Genomic DNA, 24,600 nt, shown 5'->3' with positions numbered 1-24,600 from the left:
GACAGGACACGGAGGTGACGCTGAGCAGGTCCTCGTGGGAGCGCCGTACGAGAAGGGGGCACGGTAGGTCGCGGGCCGGTCCCCTTCGCGTACGACATGGGTCGGGGCCTTACCTGCACGGACAACGGGCATGGCTCGGCCTTGAGTCGGCTTCGGTCGATGAGCGGAGGCGAGCGGCCAGCTCCTTGATCCCGGTGGGGCCCACGCGGCAGCAGCCGCCGACGAGAGCCGCGCCTGCGGCGAGCCAGGCGGGGGCGAGGCTCGCGATCTCGTCCTCGGCGCCCTGCCAGGTCCGGGCCTGGGGGTCCCAGACGCCGCCGTCGGGGTGGGCGACGCCGGGCAGGTCGGCGACCATGGCGAGGGCCGGGGCGACCTCGGTGGCGGGGGCGCAGTTGACGCCGGTGGCGACGACGGCGGTGCTGCTGCGGGCCAGGGCGAAGGCCTCGGCCAAGGGCTGGCTGGCGCTCGTGGTCGTCCTGCGGATGCTGTGGGCGAGCCAGGCGGGGATGCCGAGGCCGTCGAGGGCGGTCACTACGGCCTCGGCCTCCCGCGTGTCGGGGATCGTCTCGACGGCGAAGACGTCGGGGGCCGCCTCGGCTAGGACCTCGAGGCGAGGGCGGTGGTAGCGGGTCAGTTCGGCCACGGTGAGGCCGTAGTCGCCGCGGTATGCGGAGCCGTCGGCGAGCATCGCGCCGTACGGTCCCACGGAAGCGGCGACCCAGCCGCTTCCGGCGGCGGTCTCGCGGGCAAGGCCCACGCTGCGGCGCAGCAGGGTCGTGGTCTCGGCCCGGGAGATGCCCAGGCGGCCGAAGCCTTCGTTGGTGGCCTGGTAGCCGGCGGTGATGGCGACCTGTGCGCCGGCCTCGAAGCAGGCCCGGTGGACGGCGGTGATCGCTTCGTGGGCGTCGCGCAGCAGGCGGGCGGACCGGCGCGCGTACAGACCGACGAATTCACCCGCCAGAAACGCCTGCTCGCCGTTCATACCTGCTCAGACCCCCTCCCCGGGGCCGCCGACCGAGACCGTGCAGGCGCTGCAGGATCGCGAGCAGCTCTGCAGAAGGTACGCCTCACAGAGTCTCGTACGGCTGTGGTTCGGACAGGCGACCCAGACATCACAGTCCGCGCCATCTCGCCGTCCACGCTCCCCGAAGCCCGCGAAGCCCCATGGCAACATCGGCAGCCGAACCCGTCTTTTCCCCCAGGCACGTGCGATGTGCACGTAACCTGGCGCGGTCGCCTTGCACTCAGCAGCGTGTCGTGGTCAGGCAGAGGGGCGCCGCCTGGTGCCGCCGCCGCTGCCGTTCAGCGGGATCAGGCTCTCCAGGTGAGCGCCCTTGACCCAGGAACCCAGCAGGTCGCGGTGCAGGGCCACGATGTCCTGGCGCAGCGCCAGACCCAGCGCGTCCTTCGTGAACGCGCGGCAGGTGGTGACGAACAGGGCGACGTCCGCGCCGTGCTCAAGACGGGCGGTGCCGACGAACTTCTGCATGTCCTGCGAGGGCACGCTTCGGTGCGGCGCGTACTTCTTGCACTGGATGACCAGCTTGCGGCCGTCGGCCAGGTAGCCGACGACGTCCGCGCCCAGGTCGCCGCTCTTGCCGCTGACGACGACCTTCGTGCAGCCGTCCCGCCGGCACAGCTCCGCGATGTACTTCTCGAATTCCTGCCACGTCAGGGCGTCGACCTGGGCCATGGACAACTCGCGTGCCCGGGCCTCCTCCTGTGCTCGCCACGCGTGGTCCCGGCTGACCGCCTCGCGGTGCGCCCGCAGCAGTGCCCAGCCGGCCCCGCCCAGTGCGGCCGCGGCAAGCATCGTCACCAGGACGGGCCACACCGTCGACCAGTTCGCGGCGACCCACACCGCTGCGGCCAGCGCCGCCACCGCGCCCCAGCCCTGCAGCTGCCTGCGGGCCTGCTTCTTCGAGCGCCGGCGCCGTCGACGTGCCGCCATCACTCCCCCGCCCCCTGGGCCGGTGATCCGCAGTGCGCGCCGGCGGCTGCTGTCCGGGCGGTGTGTGGGCGGGGGCTCCTCGGCTGGCCTGAGTGACGCTGCTCGTGAGCTGCCCCAGGATGTTCAGGATCCCCTGACCGGCCGGGGTGGGGGCGAGCAGGACTCCCAGTGCCAGGACGATGACGACGGTCAGTTTCTCGTCGAAGCGGCTGCGGGCCTCCGTACGCCGCCGAAGCCGCCAGATGACGACGACTGCGAGCCGCACCGCCACGTTGATGGTCACCCACCGCCCCGACCTCCCGCCGATCGGCTTCACCCCACGGACGGCTGGATGGTGCCGCCAGCCATCTTGTCTAGCGGCACCTTGGTGATGGTGGAGGCGGGTTGCTGACGAATGGCACAAAGCCATCGGGCCTGGCCGAATAGCGCGCGGCGCCCTTCTGCCGTCGCGGCTCGCTCGGTCAGCACGCCTTACACAGCCGGTGGTCCCGTCCGCCGCGCGGTCCGAGGGTTACCACGCCCCGCGGCGCCCGGACCTGCAATCAAGTGCCTTGCTGGAAAGGGCGTAGGGACAGCTTCGATCAGGGGAGGGTGACGTTGTTGAGAGCGTTGTGGGTGGGCAGGGTGTGGGCGGCAGTGTCCTGCTGATCGCCGTTTCCGAAGCTCTGGGACAGGAGTCCGAGCCCGGGAAGGTTGTTGCCGACGCTGTCGGCCGAAGCAGCCCCGGCCGAGGCGAGGACGGCGGTGACGGCGACAGCGGCGGAGGCAAGGACGCGGTGGTTGAAGATCGTCATGCCGTACTCAACGAAGCCGGCCGCGACAGGGCACGGGACTCATGCCGCCCGCCGCCATCGCCCGCGCTGCTCCGGCACCGCCGGCGCGAGGTCGTCGGCGGCCGCGAAGGACGTCGCTGTGGTGACAGCGCGGTCGTCGACGACTCGGCATCGACACATTCCGTGGCAGGCTGGGGGCATGGCGCCCTTCGATGATCAAGAACTGAGCACCGCGATTCAGGATGCCGACTCGCCGGAATGGTCTGTCCGCGGGGCGGCTGGGCGGCAGCTCGCGGGTTCGGACAAGATCGAGGAGGTGGCGGACGTCATCCACCGTCTTCTCCTGGACGCCCAGGACACCTGGGTCATCCAGGAAACGGCCGAGGCCTTGCTCGAACGCAAAGACACCATCGGCCTGCGCCATGTCCTGCTGGCCTACAGCCAGGCGGGGAACTACGACGCGGTGGACCATCTCGGTGCTGCCCTGGACTGCAATCCCGAATGGATGACGACCGACAGTGCGGACCGGCTGATCAAGCAGTACCGAGAGCTGGCTGCGGACCCCGACACCGGGGTCCGCGGCGAAGCCCGACAGACCCTGGCGAAGCTGCGGCCGCGCGAGGAATGGGCGCGCGGCTCAGAGGTCGCGTCCTGATTCTGGTTGATCAGGGTCGGCTCGGGCCACACGAAACCGGAACCCGGGGGCACCTCAAGCTGCGGCACTGGCTCTCTGCAGGGCTGCCATGGGGTACCGGGCGTCGGAGTCGCACGCCGGGTCCGGGCGCCGTTCTTCGCAGAGGGCGCCGTCGCAGGCGCTCCGCAGGCCGTCCAGGTCGCGGCGCAGCCTCGATCACTTCGCCTGGGCGAGCAGGACCGCGTCCGGACCGGCCGGGAATCGCAGCTGGCCGGTCGTGTCGTGCACGGCCCGCCACACCGCCTCGGCGACGTCGCTCTCCTTGGTGAAGAGGTCCTGGTTCGTGAAGTCGTCCATGGCCTTCCTCGCCCACGGCGCGTACGGCGCCGGGACCAGCTCGTCCAGCGCGACGCCGTTCGTCGCCCTGGCCGCGAAGTTCGTCGTCAGACAGGCGCCCGGCTCGACCGTCTTCGCCTGTACGCCGAAGGGTGCGAGCTCGAGCGAGAGGGATGCGGTGAACCCCTCGACGGCCATCTTGCTGGCCTTGTAGACGGCCGAGAGCGGCATGTGTCCCAGCACCACGCTGGAGGTCACGTTGACGACCACGCCGGAGCCGCGTTCGCGGAACTGGGGCAGCACCGCCTGCGTCGTCGCCATCACGCCGAACGTGTTGGTCTCGAAGACCTCCCGTACGCGGTCCATCGGGGTCCCCTCGAACACGCTGATGGAGGGGACACCCGCGTTGTTGACCAGTACGTCGACGGGGCCGGCCGCCTCGAACGCGGCCGCGATGCTCTCGGGCTCGGTCACGTCGAGCCCGACGATGCGCAGACGGTCCGACTCGGGCAGGACGCCCGTGCGCGGCGTACGCATCGTGGCGATGACGTCCCAGCCCCGGGCGTGGAAGTGGAGGGCGGTCTCCCGCCCGTAGCCGGACGCGCTGCCGGTGATCAGGATTCTCTTCATGGTGTGACCTCTGCGATGTGATGGGACGGAGTCGCGGAGCGACAAGCATTTTCCTGCTCCACGGGAGAACTTCTCGTTCCATTGAATCGCTCTGGCCTGCGCAAATAGTAGAACTATCCTCGCCTTCACTTGCACGATCCTCCTCGACCGTCGGGAGCACCACCATCAGGGCAGGATGAGCGCCGGCGTCCGTACGGAGTCCCGCAGGCGGGCCGCGTCCCGGCTCGGCGGTGCGCCGAACTGGCGGCGGTACTCGCGGCTGAACTGTGACGGGTTGTCGTAGCCGACGCGGTGGCCAACGCCGGTGACGTCGTTCGGGTGAGTGGCGAGGAGCAGCCGGGCCTCCTGAAGCCGGATCTGCTTCTGGAACTGGATGGGGCTCATGGCCGTCACCGCCTGGAAGTTGCGGTGGAAGGCAGAGACGCTCATGCCCGACAGCCGTGCCACGTCCTCGACCCGGAAGGGTTCGGCGTAGTGCTGCCGGATCCAGCGCACAGCCCGGGAGACATGGCTGAGACCGCTGTCCGCGAGACCGAGCTGGCGCACCGCCGCACCCTGCTCGCCGGTGATCAGCCGCCACAGGATCTCGCGTTTGACCAGTGGGGCCAGTACGGCGCGGTCACGGGGTTCGTCGAGCAGGCGCAGCAGCCGGACCACCGCGTCGAGCAGGGCGGGCGGGGCGTCGCTGACGGCGATCCCCGACGGCACGCCGGTGCCGGTGCGGGGGGTGTCCCCGGGACCGGCCTGCAGCAGCAACTCGGCGACGGCGGAGGGTTCCAGCATGAGGCCGAACCCCAGCGCCGGATGCTCGGGATCGGCCTGGGTGAACTGCCCGGTGACGGGCAGGTCGACGGAAGCGATCAGGTACTGCCCGGCGCCGTACTCGTAGACCCTGTCGCCCAGGGCGAGGCGTTTGGCGCCTTGGGCGATGACCGCGAGCACCGTGCCGGACATGGAGGGCTCCGGCGGATCCGACCGGTCGACCTTCGAGATCAGTACGCCGTCGATCGCCGTGGTCCAGTCGGGGCGGACATGACGGGCCAGCAGGGTGCGGAGCTCTTCGAGGTACATGTGTCCATTGCAGCACCACTCCGAGTCACGGCTCCCGCATTCGGGAGGATCGTGCAACTGCGTGCGAGCATCGTTCTAACGTTTTCGCAGGTCAGACCAGTTCAATGGAATCACCTCACTCCAGCAGAGAGAAGAAGGATTCCATGAATGCCACATACGGCTTCAACGCCACCCTGACCGCCCGGCCCGGAATGGGCGACCGGCTCGTCGACCTATTGCTGACCGGCCTGGATGAGGGCAGCCCCGGCGCGAGCGAACACTGCGCCGTCTACCTCGTCTCCCGCTCCGCGTCCGACCCCGACGTCGTCCACGTCACCGAGGGCTGGACCAGCGAGGAGGACCACCACCGGATCTTCGCCGGCGAGGCCGCCCAGGCCATCGTGGCCCAGATCGGTGAACTGCTGGCCAAGGAGTCCGCGTACACCGACTACGTCCCGGTCCGCGGCAAGGCCGCGTTCTGACCCGCCCCACGTGAAGGAGAAGGCCATGACCGTCGCACGCCCCGCCCTGGACCCCGAACTGCACGAGCTGCTCAGCGACATGCCGCTGATGTCCGAGCTCAGCCCGGACGTACTCGCCCACTTGCGCGGGCTCCCCTCGGCGCCCGTCGAATCCCTCCTCGCCCACCGGCAGGTCGACCGGCGCGATGTCACCGTGCCCGCCGAGGACGGCACCCTGATCCCCCTGTCGGTCTTCAGCCCCGCGAACACCGATCGCACCACCGCCGCGCCCTGCGTCTACTGGATGCACGGCGGCGGGATGGTGATGGGTGACCGCTTCGCGCAGATCGACATCCCCCTGGAGTGGCTCGACGAATTCGGCGCGGTCGTGGTCTCCGTGGACTACCGGCTCGCACCGGAGGCCACCGGCACCGCACTGGTCGAGGACTGCTACCAGGGACTGCTCTGGATCGCCGGGCACGCCACCGAACTGGGCATCGACCCGACCCGGATCGTCGTCGCGGGCGCCAGCGCGGGCGGCGGCCTCGCTGCCGGCGTCACCCTGCTGGCCCGCGACCGCGGCACCCCGGCGATCGCTGCCCAGATGCTGATCTGCCCCATGCTCGACCACCGCAACACCAGCACCTCCAGCCGTCAGTACGCCGGCACACCCGGCGTCTGGACGCGCGAGATGAACGAGTTCGGCTGGCGCAGTGTCCTCGGCGGCCTCAGCGAGGGCGAGGTGCCCGAGTACGTCTCGCCCGCGCTGGCCGCGGACCTCTCGGGGCTGCCGACCACCTACGTCGACACCGGCTCCGCCAGCCCGGCCTGGTCGAAGCCGCGATGGGACGCCAGACCCTCGCTCTCCTCGCCCAGCTCGACGCGGCCTGCCGGGCCTGCGACGACCTGGCCCAGGCCACCGAAGAACTCTTCCTCCAGCACCCCGACGCGGAGATCATCACCAGCTTCCCCGGCCTGGCCGTGCTCACCGGCGCCCGGATCCTCGCCGAGATCGGCGACGACCGCACCCGCTTCGACACCGCCCGCGGCCTGAAAGCCTATGCCGGAAGTGCCCCGGTCACCCGCGAATCCGGCCGCAGCCGCCGCGTCAGCCACCGCCGAATCAAGAACAGCCGACTCGCAGCGACCGGCCGGCACTGGGCATTCGCCGCCCTGACCGCCTCACCTGGAGCCCACGCCCACTACAACCGCCGACGCGAGACCGGTGACCGCTACTACGCAGCCCTCCGCCACCTGTTCAACCGCATGATCGGCCAGCTCCACCACTGCCTGACTACCCGCCAGAAATTCGACGAAGCCACCGCCTTCGCCCCACCAGCGAAGCCCCAACTGGCCACCGCCGCTTGACCCGATAGCTGCATGGGGTGTCTTGTCGGCCAGGACCACTTCCGGAGTGGTCCGGGGGCGCCCGATCGGTCGCGGCACCCTTAAGCGGGCCATGACCTGGGGAAACGCGGGCGCGTCACCGGCCTGTCCTGGGGTGGGGACGAACGCCAGTGGCCGGCAGTGGCTGTCTGCGGCGAGGTGGATCTTGGTGGTCAGTCCGCCGCGGGACCGTCCGAGGCATGGTCGTCCGGCTCGCCGGCCGGGGCCCCTTTTGACGGGCCCCGGCGGCGTGCTGGTGGGCTCGGACGATGGTGGAGTCGATCGAAACGATCCAGTTGAGGTCGCCTTCGGCGTCTGCCTTGGCGAGCAGGGTGGTGAAGACCCTCTCCCAGGTGCCGTCGGCGGCCCACTTCCGCAGCCGGTTGTGGGCGCCTTTCCATGAGCCGAACTGCTTGGGCAGGTCGATCCATGGCGTGCCGGTGCGGTACTTGAACGCGATCGCGTCGATCACCTGCCGGTGATCACGCGGAGCCGCGCGTCGCCAGGATCTCGCCTGTGTCGGCGAACTCCAGCGGGTCGCACGCTTCCCATCCTTGAACGGCCATTCGACGCGGCCGACAGGGCGACTCAACAGGCTCTCGAACCAGCCGGCGCACCGCTCCGCGAGCTCCTCGACCGTGCCGGAAGCCCGGAAGAAGCCGTGCTCGGGCGACTCGTAAAGGTTGAAGAGCTGGTCGCAGGCTTTCCCGGCCAGCACGTGTGTGCCGCAAAAGCGCACGGCCCACTCGGCGAGCACGACTCGGCGCGACTCATCGAGAAGGCTGATATGGACGAGGAACGACGACTCGTTCTCGGGCCGTCCGACCCGGCTGGGAGCCCACGGCACCCGCCAATCAGCGGCCCGGGCCCGCAGGGCTGCCGGAAAGCCGAGTTCGGCCTCGTCGAAGTCCCAGGCTCCTCGCCGTACTCCTCCGGGTCCTCGACCTCGAACCAGCTGTTGACGTCCACAGCGAGACTCTAGAACGACAGGGTGCCTCGTAGATCACAGGCGGAACCATAGGCGGATTGCTGATGTGTTGACGGTGCCGTGGCAGACGTAGGCCCGCTTGTCGTAGCGGGTGGCGACGGCTCGGGAGTTCTTGAGCCGATTGATGGCTGACACATACGGCGCAGGGGTTGGTGGTACTGATTCTCACCAACATTGCGCAGCCGGTTGATCACCTTCTGCTGCCAGAACTCCACGACCAACGTTCTCCGTTGCCACCCACGAAGCCACACGGCATTTGTGTTGATTGACCTGCCCTTGGTGACGACAAGCTCGCCTGCGTGCAATCCGTGCTTCAGCTCATTGGGCGGTGGACTGAGCGCTTCAGTTCACGGGGCTCGCCTGGTGCGGCACTCGGGAGGTCGGGGACCAGGTGCGATCGCCGGCGACGCCGAGCGCGAGCGGGACTCGGACGTCGTGCCGCCGTGGGCGCATGGGGGCCGTTCTCCGTCAAGGCAGACGGCGCACAGGTCCAGGCCGGGCAGGGCGAGGACAGGGCACATGCCCTCGCCCCCGGCGCAGGAACGGTGTCGGCCGGTGCCCCAGACCTCCGCCTCCAGCTGCGCGCGCTTGGGAGGGCGGGACCGGTTTAGCGCTCTCGTCCTCGGTCTCACGCTGCACGAGGTCGTAGCCACCGCGTCCTTGCTGGGCGGGAACGGCAGGACACCGGATACCGGACCAACCGCGATGACGTTCCGCGACCGCCGCCGGCGACCGCGCCGACCGTGGCCCGCAACGGTCGGGCGGGCAGGGCCGGCCGGATCGCCCGCACGGTGAACCCGTTCTCCAGCATCCCCGCGGCTACCAGGCCTTGGTCCCGAAGCGTCTCGGTGTGGTGATCGTCAGCTCGAGCAAACGCCGCGCACTTCCCCAGGTGCCTGCCGGAGACGTCGGCCGGGGGATGTCTACGGCGCCCCGCGAGACGGCCCTGCTGCGGAGCGCTCGCACCCGCGCTCCTTGAGGGCTCCGGGGTCTGGTGCTTGGGGGCTTCATCGCAGGCGGCAGGACCCGTCCGCCAACACAAACGGATGACTCATCCGCTTGTGCTAACGTCTTCATTAAGCGGATGATCTATCCGGATCACCGGGCTGGAGGAACGCAATGGGGAAGACAGCTGTGGTCACGGCGGGGACCGCCGGCATCGGCTTGGAGACGGCTCTGGGACTGGCTGCCGCCGGATTCTCGGTCACCGTGGTCGGGCGCAGTGCCGACCGAGGCGCCCGGGCGGTCGACCGGATCAGTGCGGTGAACCCGGCGCGCCCCGGCCGGTTCCTGCCCGCCGACCTGGGCTCGCTCGACGGCGTGCGGGCGCTCGCCGGCCGGATAGCCGACGACCATGCCGCATCCGGCGAACCGCTGACCGTGCTGGTGAACAACGTCGGGGCGATGTTCGCGGATCGACAGGAGCTGGACGGCGTGGAGGCGTCGTTCGTCGTCAACCACCTTTCGCCGTACCTGCTGACGGAACTGCTGCTGCCCACGCTCACGGCCGGCGCGCCGAGCAGGATCGTGAACGTGACCTCGGGTGCGGTCGGTGTCGCCAAGCGGGTGTTCGACGCCGTCGAGCCGCCCGGCGGCTACTACGGCTTCCACTGGTACGGCCGCGCCAAGCTCGCGAACCTGGCCTACACGCTCGACCTGGCGTCGCGGCTCGACGGCACGGGCGTCTCGGTGTTCGCCGCCGACCCCGGAGGGGCCGCGACCGACATGACCAACGGCACCATGACCGACCCGAAGATCGTCTCGCCGGCCCTGCGACTGCTGTGGCCGCTGGTGCGCCGCAAGTTCGAACGCTCCACCGCGGGCCCGGCGTCCGAGGCCGCGAAGTCCTCCATCGTGGCCGCCACCGACGCGTCCCTGACGGGCCGGACCGGCATCTTCGTCGACGCCATGGCACGCCCGGCGGCGCCATTCCGTACGGCCGCCGACCCCCGCGTCGCCGATGCCGTGCTCCGACTCAGCCGGCAGTACGCGCCCCTCGTGGCGACCTGACCCGCCAGGCCCGCCTGACACGGGCGGGGGGAGCATCCGGATGAGCTATCCGATTAGCATGTCCACATGACGACACCATTGCGCAAGGACGCGGCCCGCAACTGGGACCGGATCGTGGCCGTCGCCCGCGAGCTGGTCGACGAGGGCACGCCGTTGCAGCTCAACGACGTCGCCCGCCGCACCGGACTCGGCGTCGGCACCGTCTACCGCCACTTCGCCACGCCCGAGGCGCTCCTGGAGGCCGTCGCCACCCCCCGCCTGGAGGCCCTGACCGACCACGGCAGGCAGGCGCTGGCCGACGCCGACGTCTGGCGGGCGCTGGAGAGCTTCCTGACCCACACCGTCGAGGCGCAGGTCACCGACGCCTCCCTGGCGCCGGTCGCCGCCGCTTCCGTCGACGCCCTGCCGCACACCACGGAACTCAAGGAGTCCCTGTGGGCGATAGGCACCACGCTCCTCGACCGGGCCCGCGCGGCCGGGGCGGTCCGTCCCGACCTGGCCGCGGCGGACCTGGTCCCGCTCATGTGCGGCATCGCCTACGCCGTAGACGTACACGGCAGCGCTCCCGCAGACCGGATCGACACCGCGCACCGCTACCTGGCCGTACTGCTCGGTGGCCTGCGAGCCACACCAACGACGGCGTGAGATCTCCCCTCTGCGGCAGTCCTAAGCAATTCTTGCGCCCGGCAGCGACGCCGGGCACCTCCGGAGCACATCCACGACCGCCTTCCCCCTGGGGAATCGTAGGGTGGGGAATTCCACGCCGCGGAACCAGCTGAAAGTAACGTTCGCCCCCCATGAACAGCATGCTGGCGAAGGGACACTGCCGGTCATGGCGGATGCTCAGAACCGTCCGTCACGAAATATCCGCCGCAGCCTTGAAATCGGCACCCGCTGCTCAGGGGTGACCCCACACCTGCTGACGATTCCCAGCTACGGCACGAGACGACGGTTCGCGATCCGCCGGCCGAGCTGTTCGAGGAACTCCTGCAAGCTGGGCGCGGCGACCTCGAAATCGTCAGACCAGGAAGCCGTGGTGGACATCCAGACTCGTCCGCTGTCTCCGATCGCGAACAGATGGCCCCCGCCGTCGCCGGCGAAGACAAGCGCGACAGATTCACCGCCGATCGGAGCGGGGCCGTACCCGCGGAAGTGCTCTGCCACCGTCGCAGGCGAGTGGATGAAGTACCCGAAGTCGACGTCGGGCAGGGAAGCCTCACTGATCACCCAGTAGAGCGTGGTCAGGTCGGAGGGGATCGGCGTCAGGTCCACGAGCGCGCCTGTCGCCGCGTGGCTCTCGTCGGTCGCGAGCATTACGGCGTTGTGGCCGGGCGGGAAGCCGTGCGTCGAGAGGAAGGACTTCATCATGTTCGTCAGCGCCGCGTCGGCCCGCTCCGACCAGGACCGGACCCACTCGGCATGAAGCCGCTCACCCGACACGTTTCCCCCCTCGAATACGCGTGGGACCCGTCGACGCGAGCCCGGAAGAACATATCGGAGGGCTCAGTATGCGGTGCGAGCGGAACCGCGCTCTTCCGGTCCGCGGCTCCTGGATCGCCCAAATCTGTTCAGGCGATCATCGGTGTGTCGTGGACAGTCTGCGTGCGAGGGTTTCGCCTGGTCGGGGGCCTGGATGCTCCCGCGGGAGGAAGGCGTGGATGCTCACGCACTGCGTCGTCAGGTGTGGACGATCTCGGCGATCGCGCAACATCGTCTGGGACGAGACCGCAAGACGATCCGTGCCTGCCTCAACGGCGATCAGGTCACTGGCCCCATGTCGTCGCCTGAGGCGTCGAAAGGACCATCCTCGGCGGTTCTCCCCCACCGTGGAGACGATTGACCTGCGTCTCCTCGTCATCGGCGCCTTCAGATCCCTCACCACCGCCGTCACTCGCATCCCTTTCGGTGATCACACCCGTGCTATGACCGGTGTCGAGGGCTGGGACATGGGGCCGGTGGCAGGGGCCAGTCGGGTGGGGGCGGCAGGGGGCGGTCGGACGTGAGGGGGGAGGCGGGCGCGCGGCCGCTCAGCCAGCCGAGGAGGGCGTGGCCGGTGCCGGCGATGGAGGGGCCCTTCGGGGACAGGTTCCAGGACCGGCCGATGTCGAGGGCGTCGACTCGGGCGACCGGGAAGTCGCGTGCGGCGAGCGCCGTGAGGGTGTCGTCGAGCGCCCAGGTCACGTACGTGATGGGCCAGTCGGTTGTGCGGTAGCCGACGTTCAGGTCGACGTGGTGCGTTTCGAGCTCGCGCCAGCAGCGGTGGAGGGTGTACCAGGCCGGGTGCTGCCAGCCCGCGAGAGCCGTGACCAGGGAGCCCCAACGTTCCGGGGGCATCGATGCGGCGTCTTCGGCCAGGCGGGCCAGGCGGCCGCGCAGGTCCGTGGCGAGTTCGGCCGCGGGGCGGTCGGCGCCTTCCCGGACGGCCCGGGCGAAGGTCTCCGCATCCGTCCTCGGGGCGGGTTCGATGCCGGTGCGGGCCATGGCGAGCAGCCGCCGGTAGGCGCCGACGCTCTGAGCGACGTGGCTGATGACGTGGCCGCGGGTCCAGCCTGCCAAGGCCGAGGGCGCACGCGTCCCCTCGTCGGTCAGCGTGTCGAGGGCGGCGGTGAGCCGGGCGGCGGAGCGGGTGACTTCCTCGAGTGCGGCGAGCATCTTCGTACCGTAGACGGGGGGTGGTGGTCGCCGAGCGCCGGACCGGCTGGGGACGCGGGCTATCGGCCCCTGAGCAGGTCGCCGATCGCGGTGATGCCTGCCGTGACGGCACGTTCGCCGACGTTGCCGAACCCGAGGATCAGCTGCACCGGCTCCGTCGCGCGGGAGGAGCGGCAGGTGCTCATTCCGTAGAGGCCGACGGACCGGGCGCGTGCGGCGGAGACGAGTTCCTGCTCGTCGGCCGGTCCGTCGAGGTGTGCCACGGCGTGGAAGCCCGCCGCGAGACCGGTCACCACGACGTCAGGGGCATGTTCGGCCAGTGCTGCCATCAGGGCGGTCCGACGTGCCGCGTAGGTCGTCCGCATGCGGCGCAAGTGCCGGTCGAAGCGTCCTGACTCGATCAGTCTCGCGAGGGCGAGCTGATCGAGCGTCGGGGACCCGCGGTCGTTCGACTGCTTGTGCTCGATGATCAGCTCGGTGAGCGCGGTCGGGCAGAGCATCCACCCGATGCGTAGCCCGGGCGCGAGGGACTTGCTGACGGTGCCGATGGAGATCACGCGGTCTGGGGCGAGTCCCTGCAGGGCGCCCACCGGCTCCCGGTCGTAGCGGAATTCGGCGTCGTAGTCGTCCTCGATGACGACGGCCTCCCGCGTCCTGGCCCACTCGATCAGTGCGAGCCGCCTCTCTGGCGCGAGGGCGACGCCGGTGGGCCATTGGTGCGCGGGGGTCAGGACGACGGCACGGGCGTCGGTCCTGGCGAGTGCCTGCACGTCGATGCCGTGCTCGTCGACCGGTACGGGAGTGGCCGACATGCCCGCCGAGGCCGCAGCGGAGGACATCGTGGCCGGTGAGCCGGGGTCCTCGTACGCCACCGTACGGATACCCGTCCTGGCCAGGGCGGACAGGGCAAGACCGAGGCCCTGCGCATAGCCGGAGCAGATGACGATCCGTTCCGGATCCGCCGCGGCGGCGCGTACGCGGCGCAGGTAACCGGCCAGAACCTCGCGCAGTGCCGCACTTCCGCGCGGGTCGCCGTAGTCGAGCGCCGCCGTCGGCATGGTGCGAGCCGCCTCGCGCGTGGCCCACAGCCAGTCGGCGAGCGGGAAGCTGCTCAGGTCGGGGACGCCGTACCGGAAGTCGGCGACCAAGGGGGCCGGCGGCGGCGGAGGCGGTGACGTGGCCGCCGGCGGTGCACCCGCTCCGGCGGCGACCCGGGTGGCCGAGCCGACGCGTGTCACGAGGTATCCCTCGGCCTGGAGCTGCGCGTAACACTCCTGCACGAGGCCGCGCGAAACCCCGAGCATCCGGGCGAGTTCCCGGGAGGACGGCAGTCGTTCGCCGATCTGCAGCCGCCCGGTCCGGATCGCGTCCCGCAGCCGCAGTTCCAGCTGGGATCGCAGCGGCTCGCCGCTGTCCCGGTCGATGACCAACAGCAGATCGGGCGTCAGACCGGACCACTCCAGAGGCATGGAATCGGATCTTACCGACGGTCCGCCCGGCCCCTAGCTTCGTCGTGTGACCAGAATGATCAACTCTCAAGGCAAGGACGCCGGTTCGCGGCCGGCGCTGCTCACACGGCCCCTGCTGCTGCGCTTCGTCTCGGTCGTCGGTGCCTCGACCAGCTTCTACCTGCTGCTCTCCGTCGTTCCCCTCTACGCCGAGGCGTACGGAGGCGGTCATGCCGCGGGACTGGCCTCGGGTGCGCTGATGCTCGCGACGGTCGGAGGCGGGCTGGCCGCTCCCCGGTTCGTGACCCGCTTCGGCTACCGCCCACCGCTCATGGCGGGGCTGGTCCTGCTCGGTGCGCCCGCGCTGGTGCTGACGGTGTCCGGGAGCACGGTGTGGATCACGGCGGTCTGTGCCGTGCGCGGTCTGGGTTTCGGGGTCACGGTCGTCGCGGGTGGTGCTCTGACGGCATCGCTGATCCCGCCCGAACGCCGTGGTGAGGGGCTGGCGCTGGTCGGCGTCGTGTCCGGGGTTCCGTCGCTGGCGGCCCTGCCACTGGGCGTGTGGTGGGCAGCGCACGTCGGGTACGGAGCGGTGTGCGCCGCCGGCGCGGTGGCCGCGCTCGCCGCCATCGTCTCGGTGCAGGGGGTGCCGGAGCGCGAGTCGGCCTCGGGGCGGTCGCTCGGGGTGCTGGCGGGGTTCCGGACGGCCGCTCTTCTGCGGCCCGTCGTCGTCTTCTCGGCCACCGCACTCGCTGCCGGAATCATCGTCACCTTCCTACCCCTCGCCGTCCCGTCGGCTTCCACCGGGGTTGTCGTCGTGGCCCTGTTCGTCCAGTCCGCGGCAGCGACCGTGGCCCGCTGGGTCGCGGGCCGGCACGGTGACCGGCACGGGCCGGGCTCACTCGTCGTGCCCGGCCTGGTCGTCTCGGCCGCAGGCACGCTGCTGACCGCCCTGACCCACAGCCCGGTCGCCGTCGTCGTGGGCGTGGCGCTGTTCGGTGTCGGCTTCGGAGCCACCCAGAACGCGACCCTGTCGCTCATGTACGCGCGTGTCCCCGAGTCCGGCTACGGCACCGTCAGCGCCCTGTGGAACGTTGCCTACGACGCGGGCATGGCCGTCGGGGCCGTCGGCTTCGGCATCCTCGCCGCCCGGACCGGCTACCCCTGGGCCTTCACCCTCACCGCCGCGCTGATGCTCACCGCTCTTGTCCCGGCTTGGCGCGACCGCCTGGCCGAGAGCGCGCGTCGATGACCGTGCTCTTCTTGGGCCCGGGCATGGTCTCTGTCCTGTGGGAACACCGATCCAGGGCCGTCTTCGCGCCGTGTCGCCGGCCACCTTGTCGTCCGCTGTTCACCGTTTTCGCGGCGGAACGCGGACACGAGGTGTGCCGCCGCCGTTCATCGGTCGAGCGGGCTCAGGAAGGTGAGCACGGACTCCTTTTCCTCGATCAACGGCTGGAGCGCCGCGTTGAACGGAGGGCCATAGGGTGCCGCCAAGTGGGCCTGGAAGGCGGCCTCGTTCGCGTACACCTCGAAGATCCAGTACGCCAGGGGGCTGCATTCCTTGGTGTACACCTCGAACACCAGGTTTCCGGGCTCTTCACGGACGCGGGCGGAGTAGTTCTTGACGAGTTCGGCGACGCGTTCCTCGTTTCCGGGGAGCACGGTGAACTCGGCCAGCAGGGTCTTCCTCATGTCCTGTCTCCTGTCTCTCGCCGGCGGCACCGGCAGGGGTGAGCGGTGCGGAGGCCGGCTTCCGGGGATCGGTCCCCCGCCTCCGCACCGTCGACGGAACTGCTCGGCCGGTCAGCCGCGGTACGACCGCACCTGCCAGACCTTGGCGCTGTCCAGGCGGGCGGAACCGCCTTCGGCGAAGAGCTGGATGCCGTCGCTGTCCGGGTCGGGGAAGACCTGGTCCGTGATGACGGCTTCGCCGTTGCCACCGAACACCTCGACGGATGACCAGTCGACCAGGATCCGGAGCTCGACCTTGCCGTCCTTGGCCGCCAGCGGTGCGCGCTGAATGCCGGGGAAGTCGCCATGGAAGTCGACCGCGCCGGAACGCGTGCGGTCGACGAACAGCTCCCCGGCCTCCTTGTCGTAACCGATGACGGTCTCCTGCCCTTCGCCGGTGCGCACCTTGAACCCGAAACGCTCGGCGTCACCGAGGGCGAAGGTGGCACGGATGTCGAGCGCCTTGCCGCGGGCGCGGCCTCCCGCCAGTGGCGCGGAGCCTTCCGCGATCTGCACGTCGCGCACCCGGACCGGGGTTCCGGTGTACAGCGATTCCACCGTGGACACCGGCTGCTGCGTCAGCCGCAGCCGGCCGTTGACGGTGCGCAGCGCCATCTCGCGCGGAATGCTCTGCGCGCTGCGCCAGGGCGAGGTCGGAATGTCTTTGCCGTACTGCCAGTTGTTCATCCAGCCGATCATGCGGCGCCTGCCGTCGGGGGCGCCCTCCCAGGAGACGGCCGCGTAGTAGTCCTTGCCGTGGTCGACCCACGAAGCCCGCCGGACGCTCGGGATCGCCGGCTGGTCGGCGGCGACGAAGTGGTCGGCCAGGACGTGCCCCCAGCCGGCCCGGTTCATGTCGACGATCTGGACGACGGCTTGCTTGCCCTGGTGGGCGCGCAGGTCGAAGGAGGCCCAGTCCAGGCTGCCGCTGTCCGCGCCGGTCTCGCTCTGGACGACCTTGCCGTCGATGAGGAGGTTCACCGCCGTCTCGGTCGAACGGGGGCGCGCCGGGGTGTCGGACAGCATGACCTGGTCGAGCAGGATGTGGCCCCACCCGCCGGTGTTACGGTCGACGACCTCGATGTGTGCGGTCCGGCCGGCGAGGTCGCCGACGTCCCAGGAGGACCAGTTGAGCTCTTCCGAGTCGGTGCCGGTGGCGCTGCGCACGGTCTTGCCGTCGACCACGAGCCGGACGGCGGTGGGCGCGTCGGAGCCCGAAGGATGGTTGCCACCGCCGATGAGGAAGTTGATGTGCTTCGCGGTGAGGGTGAACTCCGGCGAGGTGAGGGTGCCCGTGGTCGCGTCGCCGTCGAGGAAGCTGTTCACCAGGCCGCCGCCGTCCTGGCCGCTCACCGGGTTCTGCCCGGGGAGCGTGCCGCGTGCGGGGCCGCTGCCGAAGGCGGTGCCCGTGGTGGTCCAGGAGCCGTAGCCGTCCTGCTCGAAGTCGGCGAGCACCTCTCCCGCGGGCGCGGGGGGATCACCCATCACCGAGCCGGGGATGTGCGGGTGGCGGCCACCGGCGACCTTGAAGTTGAGGTACGGGCTGTCGACGGTGAAGGGCGGTGAGGTGAGGGTGCCGGTCTCCATGTCGCCGCTGTGGAAGCTGTCGACGAGTCCCCTGCCCTCGGCCCCGCTCGTGCCCGATGTCCCGGGGGCCGGTGCGGGGACCGGGGCGTCGCCGAAGGCGGTGCCGGTCGTCTGCCAGGTGCCGTAGTCGGCCCCTTCGAAGTCCTGCGTCACCACGCCGGGCGGCGGTGTGTACGAGCCGTCGTCGTCGGGCGTGAACCGCTCGCCGTCGAAGTCGCCGACGAAGTACTGGGCGGCCGAACCACCGGCGATGCCACCGGGGTTGATGTTGACGACGAGCACCCACTTGACGCGCTTGGGGTCGCCGTCGACAAGCAGCGGGAACAGGTCCGGGCACTCCCAGACGCCGCCCACCGCGTTCTGCGGGCCGAAGTCGCTCAGATGCGTCCAGTTCTTGAGGTCCTTGGAGGAATAGAACCGGACCTTGTGCTCGGTGGACAGCGACACCGTCATCAGCCAGCTCTTGGTGGGGGCGTACCACTGGACCTTGGGGTCGCGGAATTCCTTCGACCCGATGTCGAGCACCGGGTTCCCGGCGTACTTGGTCCAGGTGCGCCCTCGGTCGGTGCTGTACGCCAGGGACTGGGCCTGCTTGCCGCCGTCCTTGAAGTGGCTGGTGTAGACGGCCACCATCGCGGGGTTCTCCTTCGTCCCGAACCCCGTGGTGTTGTCGTGGTCGACGACGGCGCTGCCGGAGAAGACCATCTCCTCGTCGTCGTGCGGGATGGCGAGGGGGAGCTCCTGCCAGTGCACCAGGTCCTTGCTGACGGCGTGGCCCCAGGACATGTTGCCCCAGGTGTTGCCGCTCGGGTTGTACTGGTAGAAGAGGTGGTACTCGCCCTGGAACCAGACCAGTCCGTTGGGGTCGTTCATCCAGTTCTTCGCGGGGCTGAAGTGGAACTGGGGGCGGTACGTCTCCGCGTACGGCCGGCTGTCCTCCGCCGCCGCCTGCGGGGCGACGGCGCTGACGGCGAGTGCGCAGGTCGCGGCGGCTGCGGCGACGAGGCGCAGCGGGACACGACGGCGGGCCGGGGCTCGGCTCATGGTTTCTCCTGCACTGGGGGTGGCGGCGTCGTGTCCGCGTCCGCTGCGGTGGTACGGCGCCGGGGGATTCGCAGTGCCGGGCGGTGGGGGCGACCCGGGAAACGGATGTCATCGATGACATGTGACAGCGATGACATCCGCTGGGGAGTGATGATGTGCGGGCTGCGGGCGGCGCGTCAATGGCTTGGCCCGAGTTCGTCCGGGCCGCCCGTTCAGCCACGCGTCCGGTCGGCCGTTCAGCCGGCGGCGTGTCCGGCCGCGGGTGCCGGCAGCCGCAACTGGTTGGCCCACGGCGGGTTCGGGCCGACGACACCGCAGGTCAGGGCTGCCACCCGGGCGGCGAAGACGCAGGCGTCGAAGACGTCGTCGATCCGCAGCTCCGTCAGCCGTCCACCGAGGAGACCCTTGACGCCGAGGTGGTGCAGGAGGCCCGCGGTGAAGGAGTCGCCGGCGCCGACGGTGTCGACCACGTCGGCAGGGGGCGTCGGTACGGAGATCCGCTCGCCGTTCAGCGAGGCGACCGCGCCACGCTCCCCGCGCGTGATCACGACGAGCGGGACGCCCGCCGCGTGCCAGACGTCGCAGGCGCGCTCGATCGTGTGCTCGGGCAGCAGCAGTCCCAGGTCGTCCTCGCTCAGCCGGAGGACGTCCGCGAGTTCGCACCAGCGCGGCAGACGTTCGCGGTAGACCTCCGGCGCCACGAGCAGCGGGCGGACGTTCGGGTCGAGCGAGATCGTGGCCGCGGCCGCGGCGCGGGCGAGGAACTCCTCCACGACCCTGCCGCCGGGCTCGCGCACCAGGGCCAGCGAGCCCGAGTGCAGGCACGTTGTGGAGGCGAGGTCCGCCGCGGCGAGTTCGTCCGCCGTCCACTGCCAGTCCGCGGTGCCCCGGGCGTGGAAGGAGTACGTGGCCTGGCCCTGCCCGTCGAGCTCGGCAACGGCCAGCGTGCTGGGCTCCGGTGCGCGTACGGCGGCCGTGAGATCGACGCCCGACGCCTCGAGGTGAGCGCGGAACAGGCGGCCGAAGACATCGTCGGACAGCCGTGCCAGGAAGCGGGCGGGCGTGCCGAGCCGGGCGAGCGCCACGGCTGTGTTCGCCGGACCGCCGCCCGGCAGGACCCGCAGGGCGAGCTCGCCCGGGGTGGGTGCGGGGACGGTGAAGGCGTCCGCGACGCATTCTCCGAGGACGGTGACCAGAGGCAGGCGCATGACTCGTTCTCTCCAGGTGGGCAGCTCGAGAAGGCTGCGGTGCGGGGGCCTTGAAAGGACTCACGGGGAACGCTGCTTGCTCTCCGTGTGAGGCGACTCGGGCGACGACGTTGCCGATTCGTGACGGCACCAAGGCATTGACGTTTCCGGGTCACGGAGTTCATCATCCTCCGCAAGCAGTGTCAACGATGACATAGGTCAACGATGACACCGCCTCCAGTGCGTTCGACAGCAGCAGTCCTTGCGCCGCAGCCCTCGATCCGCGCGGTCGTTCCTCCCCTCGTCCAGCAGGAGATCAGTCATGCTTCGCAGAAACCGCACCACCCGCGTCTCCCTCGCCTGCACCGCTCTCGCCGCCCTCTCGGCCCTGACCCTGACGGCCTGTGGCTCCGGTGCGCAGGGAGCGTCCGGCGGCGGAACCAAGGTCGGGCTGATCACCAAGACGGACACGAACCCGTTCTTCGTGAAGATGAAGGAGGGCGCCGAGCAGGCCGCGAAGGACAACGGCGTCGAACTCGTCAGCGCGGCGGGGAAGTTCGACGGCGACAACGCAGGCCAGGTCACCGCCATCGAGAACATGGTCAACGCAGGTGTGAAGGGCATCCTCATCACGCCCAACGACTCCAAGGCGATCGTCCCCGCCCTCGCGAAGGCGCGCGCCAAGGGTGTCCTGGTCATCGCACTCGACAGCCCGACCGAGCCGCAGGACGCCACCGATGCCCTCTTCGCCACGGACAACGTCAAGGCGGGCGAGCTGATCGGCCAGTACGCCAAGGCCGCCATGGCCGGCAAGCAGGCGAAGATCGCCACCCTGGACCTCGCGCCCGGCGTCGCGGTGGGCGTGCAGCGCCACCAGGGCTTCCTCAAGGGCTTCGGTGTCTCGGAGGGCGACCCGGCGGTCGTGTGTATGCAGGACACGGGCGGCGACCAGGCCAAGGGTCAGACGGCGATGGAGAACTGCCTCCAGAAGGCGCCGGACATCAACGTCGTCTACACGATCAACGAGCCGGCCGCGCTGGGTGCCTACACCGCGCTGAAGGCGAAGGGCCTGGAGAAGAAGGTACTGGTCGTCTCCGTCGACGGCGGATGCACCGGAACGAAGGCGGTCAAGGAGGGCAAGATCGCGGCGACCTCGCAGCAGTACCCGCTCGACATGGCCTCCCGGGGAGTCAAGGCGGTCGTCGAATTCGCCAAGGACGGCAAGAAGGCCTCCGGCTACACCGACACCGGCGTCACGCTCATCACCGACGCGGCCAAGCCGGGTGTCGAAGCCAAGGACACCGCCTACGGCCTGGAGAAGTGCTGGGGCTGAACCCCCCGACGTCAGGCGCGCGGTGGAAGCCCGCTCCTCCTGACCTGTCGCTGCCGCGGTCGAACCGGTCCGCGGCAACGACGGGTCCCGCGACGGAACAGACCGCGGCGCACCGGCCACCCCCCGGCCTCCCCTCACCGAGGTCGGACCCCCGCGCCCTTCGGGGGAGCCCCCGTGACTCCCCCGGCGAACGCCTCCCGGGGCGAGCGGTCCTCCGGCACGTACCCCCTGACGAACTCCACTCCGCCGACCATCCATCACTGGCAAGGACCACCATGACTGCCACTCCCCTGCCCTACGACCAGCTGAAAGGACCGACGACGGTCCACCGGCTGCTCGCCACACCGACCACGGGACCGCTCGTCGCCCTTCTGGCGGCCTGTGTCTTCTTCTCCCTGACGACCGAGCAGTTCCTGTCCGGCGGCAACTTCTCCCTGATCGTCCAGCAGGTCATGGTCGTGGGCACCCTGGCCATCGGTCAGACCCTCATCATCCTCACCGCCGGCATCGACCTCTCGTGTGGCGCCGTCATGGCGTTCGGCAGCATCGTCATCGCCAAGACGGCCGCCGAGGGCGGCCTGCCACCACTCGCCGCGATCACTCTCGGCCTGGTCGTCTGCGCGGTCTTCGGCCTGGTCAACGGGCTGCTGGTGCAGTTGATCCCACTCCCGCCGTTCATCGTCACCCTCGGCATGCTGAACGTGGCGTTCGCCCTGACCCACATCTATTCGGCCGAGCAGACGATCACCAACCTCCCGGCGCCGCTGACCGCCCTGGGCGAGACGTTCCCGCTCGGCAACACCGACATCACCTACGGCTCGCTCGTGACGATCGCCCTGTTCCTGCTCTTCGCCTACGCGCTGAGCGGCACGTCCTGGGGCCGTCATGTGTACGCGCTCGGCAACAGCCCCGAGGCCGCCCGCCTCAACGGCATCCGCACCTCCCGGCTGACGATCGGCCTGTACGCCCTGGCCGGAGCCGTCTACGGCATCGCCGCACTGCTCCTGATCTCCCGTACCGGCGTGGGCGACCCGCAGGCCGGACAGACCGACAACCTGGACAGCATCACCGCCGTAGTCCTCGGCGGCACCAGCCTCTTCGGCGGGCGCGGCTCCGTCCTCGGCACCTTCATCGGCGTCCTCATCGTCGGTGTGTTCCGTAACGGCCTCCAGCTGATGGGCGTCGCCTCCATCTACCAGACCCTGATCACCGGCGTGCTGGTGATCCTGGCCGTGACCGTCGACCAGATCTCCCGGAGGAAGGCACGATGAGCACTGCCGAAGTCACTCCTGTCCTGCAGGCCCGTGGCCTGGTCAAGCGGTACGGCCATGTCACCGCCATCGACGGCGCCGATTTCGACCTGCTGCCCGGCGAGGTCCTCGCCGTCATCGGCGACAACGGCGCCGGCAAGACGAGCCTGATCAAAGCACTCACCGGTGCGCTCACCCCCGACGAGGGCGAGATCCGCCTCAACGGTGAACCCATCAGGTTCAACGGGCCGCAGAGCGCCCGGCAGCACGGCATCGAGACCGTCTACCAGGACCTGGCCGTCGCCGCCTCCATGGACATCGCCTCCAACATGTTCCTCGGGCGCGAGCTGCGCCGTCCGGGCTTCCTCGGCAGCACGCTGCGCATGCTCGACAAGAAGCGCATGCGCCAGGAGGCCGCGGCCCACATGGCCGACCTCAAGATCGGACTGCGGTCGCTGACCCAGCCCGTGGAGACGCTGTCCGGCGGTCAGCGCCAGGCCGTGGCGGTCGCGCGTTCCGTCGCCTGGGCCAAGAGCGTCGTCGTGATGGACGAGCCCACCGCCGCACTGGGCGTCAAGGAGTCGGGACAGGTCCTGGACCTGATCCGCCGGGTCCGCGACAAGGGCATGCCCGTGGTCCTGATCAGCCACAACATGCCGCACGTCTTCGAGATCGCCGACCGCATCCACATCCACCGGCTCGGCCGTCGCGAAGCGCTGATCAAGCCGTCGGACCACTCCATGGCGGAGGTCGTCGCCATCATGACGGGGGCGCTCAGGGTGAACGATGATGGAGGTACGGTCGTCACCGACGCGGATGCCGCCCAGGCGGCAGGCGTGTCCGCCCACTGAGTCGCCGCGGGGGCGACACCGCGCAGACCTCAGGGTCGCCGCACGGTCAGGACAGCGGGCCCGGCCCCGGGCAGGGGCCGGGCCCGACGAACGCACAGGAACGGTGGAACATGGCCGCGAACCGTCGCCCCACGCTGGCAGATGTCGCCAGGGAGGTGGGCGTCAGCGCCAAGACGGTGTCACGGGTGCTCAACGAGGACGGGCCCAGTTCCCCGCAGACCCGCGAGCGCGTGCACGCCGCGGTCGCCAAGCTCGGCTTCCAGCCGAACCTGATGGCCCGCAACATCCGTGTCGGCGGTCCCGACACCACCGTCGGCCTGGTCGTGCCCGACCTCGGAAACCCCTTCTTCGGAACCGTCGCCGGCGGCATAGAGGACCTCGTGGGCAGCAGGGGGCTCACCCTGCTCATGGGGTCATCGGCCGAAGACCCCGACCGGGAAAGGTCGTTGATCCAGACCTTCCTCGCCCGGCGCGTCAGCATGCTGATGGTCGTCCCCGCGTTCGGAGCCGATCACGCCCATCTCAAGGCGGCGCGCGCGGCCGGTCTGCCGGTGGTGTTCCTCGACCGGCCGGGCGTCGGGCTGTCCGCCGACTGCGTCGTCAGCTCCAATCGGACCGGCGTCCACGAGGGCGTCTCCCACCTCATCGCCCGCGGCCACCGCCGTATCGGCTTCATCGGAGACCTTCCCACCAAGCTCTACACCCGTCGCGAACGGCTCGCCGGCTACCGCTCGGCGCTCGAAGAGGCCGGCCTGCCCTACGACCGGACCCTGGTGACCGGCGCCCACAGCCAGGACGCGGCCGCCGCGGAGACCACCGCCCTCCTCGACCTGCCGCATCCGCCCACCGCCCTGTTCGCCGCGAACAACATGACGGCCCTCGGAGTCATCGCCCAGCTCACCCGAGCGGGACGCAAGGACGTCGCCCTGGTCACCTTCGACGACCTCCCGCTCGCCGATGTCATCGAGCCGGCCCTGACCGTCGTGGCCCAGGACCCCGCGGCCATAGGCGAGGCGGCGGCCAGGACCGCCCTCGCCCGCCTGGACGGCGACCGCACCCGCGCCCGGACCATCATGGTTCCCACCCGTCTGGTGGTCCGCGGTTCCAGCGAACTGCTTCCGCACCCCGCCGAGCCGACACCGGCCGGGAACTGAGCGCCACGTCTCCGGTGTCCCCGCAGGACACGCACAGGCAGGAGGCTCTCGCGTCCGCCGAGCGGTCCAGTCCGATGGCCTTGCTGCCGGCGGCCGGAAAGACCTCGTCCTCTGCCCGGCAGCGACGGACCACAGCGCGCC

The 24,600-nt window shown here is 70.2% G+C and carries 22 protein-coding genes and 3 pseudogenes; 11 read left to right on the top strand and 14 right to left on the bottom strand.

All coding sequences use genetic code 11. From position 1 onward, the window contains the following. Positions 1-109 precede the first annotated feature (109 nt). From mmuM to ABT041_RS16925, 4 genes and pseudogenes are all read right to left on the bottom strand, one after another. On the bottom strand, positions 110-982 hold the full coding sequence (mmuM, locus tag ABT041_RS16940) for a homocysteine S-methyltransferase (RefSeq protein ID WP_351184698.1): 873 nt from the start codon (positions 980-982) through the stop codon (positions 110-112). Between the two features lie 279 nt (positions 983-1,261). Next, positions 1,262-1,951 (bottom strand): restriction endonuclease, encoded by a 690-nt coding sequence (locus tag ABT041_RS16935; protein ID WP_351184696.1) that lies wholly within the window; start codon positions 1,949-1,951, stop codon positions 1,262-1,264. Between the two features lie 79 nt (positions 1,952-2,030). Beyond that, positions 2,031-2,234, bottom strand: a pseudogene (locus ABT041_RS16930) (hypothetical protein); the annotation flags it as partial. A 298-nt stretch (positions 2,235-2,532) separates the two neighbouring features. Then, positions 2,533-2,745: a hypothetical protein gene (locus tag ABT041_RS16925; protein WP_351184694.1), complete on the bottom strand. Its 213-nt coding sequence runs from the start codon at positions 2,743-2,745 to the stop codon at positions 2,533-2,535. Between the two features lie 178 nt (positions 2,746-2,923). On the opposite strand from ABT041_RS16925, the gene ABT041_RS16920 reads away from it, so the two are divergent. Beyond that, positions 2,924-3,379, top strand: coding sequence for a hypothetical protein (locus ABT041_RS16920; RefSeq protein WP_351184692.1), 456 nt, complete (start codon positions 2,924-2,926; stop codon positions 3,377-3,379). Between the two features lie 195 nt (positions 3,380-3,574). Here the strand turns inward: ABT041_RS16920 and ABT041_RS16915 are convergent, their stop codons facing one another. Further along, entirely contained in the window at positions 3,575-4,324 is a 750-nt protein-coding gene (locus tag ABT041_RS16915) for an SDR family oxidoreductase (protein ID WP_351184690.1), read from the bottom strand. A gap of 165 nt (positions 4,325-4,489) precedes the next feature. Further along, positions 4,490-5,395 carry an AraC family transcriptional regulator gene (locus tag ABT041_RS16910; protein ID WP_351184688.1) on the bottom strand — a complete coding sequence of 302 codons (906 nt, stop codon included), beginning with the start codon at positions 5,393-5,395 and terminating at the stop codon, positions 4,490-4,492. 143 nt (positions 5,396-5,538) lie between these two features. Between ABT041_RS16910 and ABT041_RS16905 the strand changes: the two genes are divergently transcribed. The 3 genes from ABT041_RS16905 to ABT041_RS16895 are packed head-to-tail and all read left to right on the top strand — an operon-like array spanning position 5,539 to position 7,203. Further along, positions 5,539-5,856 (top strand): putative quinol monooxygenase, encoded by a 318-nt coding sequence (locus tag ABT041_RS16905; protein WP_351184686.1) that lies wholly within the window; start codon positions 5,539-5,541, stop codon positions 5,854-5,856. A 25-nt stretch (positions 5,857-5,881) separates the two neighbouring features. Continuing rightward, positions 5,882-6,889: an alpha/beta hydrolase fold domain-containing protein gene (locus tag ABT041_RS16900; protein WP_502976504.1), complete on the top strand. Its 1,008-nt coding sequence runs from the start codon at positions 5,882-5,884 to the stop codon at positions 6,887-6,889. After that, entirely contained in the window at positions 6,817-7,203 is a 387-nt protein-coding gene (locus tag ABT041_RS16895; protein ID WP_502976503.1) for a transposase, read from the top strand. The genes ABT041_RS16900 and ABT041_RS16895 overlap by 73 nt, the downstream gene beginning before the upstream one ends. Before the next feature lie 21 nt (positions 7,204-7,224). On the opposite strand, the pseudogene ABT041_RS39045 reads toward ABT041_RS16895, so the two are convergent. Next, a pseudogene (locus ABT041_RS39045) lies at positions 7,225-7,750 on the bottom strand (IS5 family transposase); the annotation flags it as partial. Between the two features lie 474 nt (positions 7,751-8,224). After that, positions 8,225-8,335: pseudogene (locus ABT041_RS16880) on the bottom strand (IS5/IS1182 family transposase); the annotation flags it as partial. Between the two features lie 993 nt (positions 8,336-9,328). On the opposite strand from ABT041_RS16880, the gene ABT041_RS16875 reads away from it, so the two are divergent. Then, entirely contained in the window at positions 9,329-10,219 is an 891-nt protein-coding gene (locus ABT041_RS16875; RefSeq protein WP_351184684.1) for an SDR family NAD(P)-dependent oxidoreductase, read from the top strand. Between the two features lie 66 nt (positions 10,220-10,285). After that, on the top strand, positions 10,286-10,864 hold the full coding sequence (locus tag ABT041_RS16870; RefSeq protein ID WP_351184682.1) for a TetR/AcrR family transcriptional regulator: 579 nt from the start codon (positions 10,286-10,288) through the stop codon (positions 10,862-10,864). Between the two features lie 288 nt (positions 10,865-11,152). On the opposite strand, the gene ABT041_RS16865 is transcribed toward ABT041_RS16870, so the two are convergent. The 3 genes from ABT041_RS16865 to pdxR form a co-directional block, all read right to left on the bottom strand. After that, positions 11,153-11,659, bottom strand: a complete 507-nt coding sequence (locus ABT041_RS16865) for an SMI1/KNR4 family protein (protein WP_351184680.1) — start codon at positions 11,657-11,659, stop codon at positions 11,153-11,155. Positions 11,660-12,139: 480 nt separating this feature from the next. Then, entirely contained in the window at positions 12,140-12,871 is a 732-nt protein-coding gene (locus ABT041_RS16860; RefSeq protein WP_351184678.1) for a maleylpyruvate isomerase family mycothiol-dependent enzyme, read from the bottom strand. 59 nt (positions 12,872-12,930) lie between these two features. Continuing rightward, positions 12,931-14,340 carry a MocR-like pyridoxine biosynthesis transcription factor PdxR gene (gene pdxR / locus ABT041_RS16855; RefSeq protein ID WP_351184676.1) on the bottom strand — a complete coding sequence of 470 codons (1,410 nt, stop codon included), beginning with the start codon at positions 14,338-14,340 and terminating at the stop codon, positions 12,931-12,933. A gap of 55 nt (positions 14,341-14,395) precedes the next feature. Here pdxR and ABT041_RS16850 point away from each other — a divergent pair, with 55 nt between their 5' ends. Beyond that, complete coding sequence (locus ABT041_RS16850) at positions 14,396-15,571, top strand: MFS transporter (protein WP_351184820.1); 1,176 nt, start codon at positions 14,396-14,398, stop codon at positions 15,569-15,571. Between the two features lie 146 nt (positions 15,572-15,717). Here the strand turns inward: ABT041_RS16850 and ABT041_RS16845 are convergent, their stop codons facing one another. From ABT041_RS16845 to ABT041_RS16835, 3 genes are all read right to left on the bottom strand, one after another. Then, entirely contained in the window at positions 15,718-16,014 is a 297-nt protein-coding gene (locus tag ABT041_RS16845) for a putative quinol monooxygenase (RefSeq protein ID WP_351184674.1), read from the bottom strand. Positions 16,015-16,125: 111 nt separating this feature from the next. Next, on the bottom strand, positions 16,126-18,684 hold the full coding sequence (locus ABT041_RS16840) for a GH32 C-terminal domain-containing protein (protein ID WP_351184672.1): 2,559 nt from the start codon (positions 18,682-18,684) through the stop codon (positions 16,126-16,128). A gap of 236 nt (positions 18,685-18,920) precedes the next feature. Next, positions 18,921-19,892, bottom strand: a complete 972-nt coding sequence (locus ABT041_RS16835; RefSeq protein ID WP_351184670.1) for a carbohydrate kinase family protein — start codon at positions 19,890-19,892, stop codon at positions 18,921-18,923. A gap of 301 nt (positions 19,893-20,193) precedes the next feature. On the opposite strand from ABT041_RS16835, the gene ABT041_RS16830 reads away from it, so the two are divergent. From ABT041_RS16830 to ABT041_RS16815, 4 genes are all read left to right on the top strand, one after another. Continuing rightward, entirely contained in the window at positions 20,194-21,204 is a 1,011-nt protein-coding gene (locus ABT041_RS16830; protein WP_351184668.1) for a sugar ABC transporter substrate-binding protein, read from the top strand. A gap of 275 nt (positions 21,205-21,479) precedes the next feature. Then, positions 21,480-22,475 carry an ABC transporter permease gene (locus tag ABT041_RS16825; protein WP_351184666.1) on the top strand — a complete coding sequence of 332 codons (996 nt, stop codon included), beginning with the start codon at positions 21,480-21,482 and terminating at the stop codon, positions 22,473-22,475. Continuing rightward, a complete protein-coding gene (locus ABT041_RS16820; protein WP_351184664.1) occupies positions 22,472-23,305 on the top strand; it encodes an ATP-binding cassette domain-containing protein in 834 nt (277 codons plus the stop codon). Before ABT041_RS16825 ends, ABT041_RS16820 begins: the two co-directional genes overlap by 4 nt. Positions 23,306-23,415: 110 nt before the next feature. Continuing rightward, complete coding sequence (locus ABT041_RS16815; protein ID WP_351184662.1) at positions 23,416-24,459, top strand: LacI family DNA-binding transcriptional regulator; 1,044 nt, start codon at positions 23,416-23,418, stop codon at positions 24,457-24,459. The last annotated feature ends 141 nt before the right edge of the window (positions 24,460-24,600 follow it).

The organism is Streptomyces sp. NPDC002825 (assembly GCF_040295385.1).
Taxonomy (GTDB): domain Bacteria; phylum Actinomycetota; class Actinomycetes; order Streptomycetales; family Streptomycetaceae; genus Streptomyces.
Note: the sequence above shows the minus strand (reverse complement) of the source record. Positions and strands in the feature narration are given on the sequence as shown.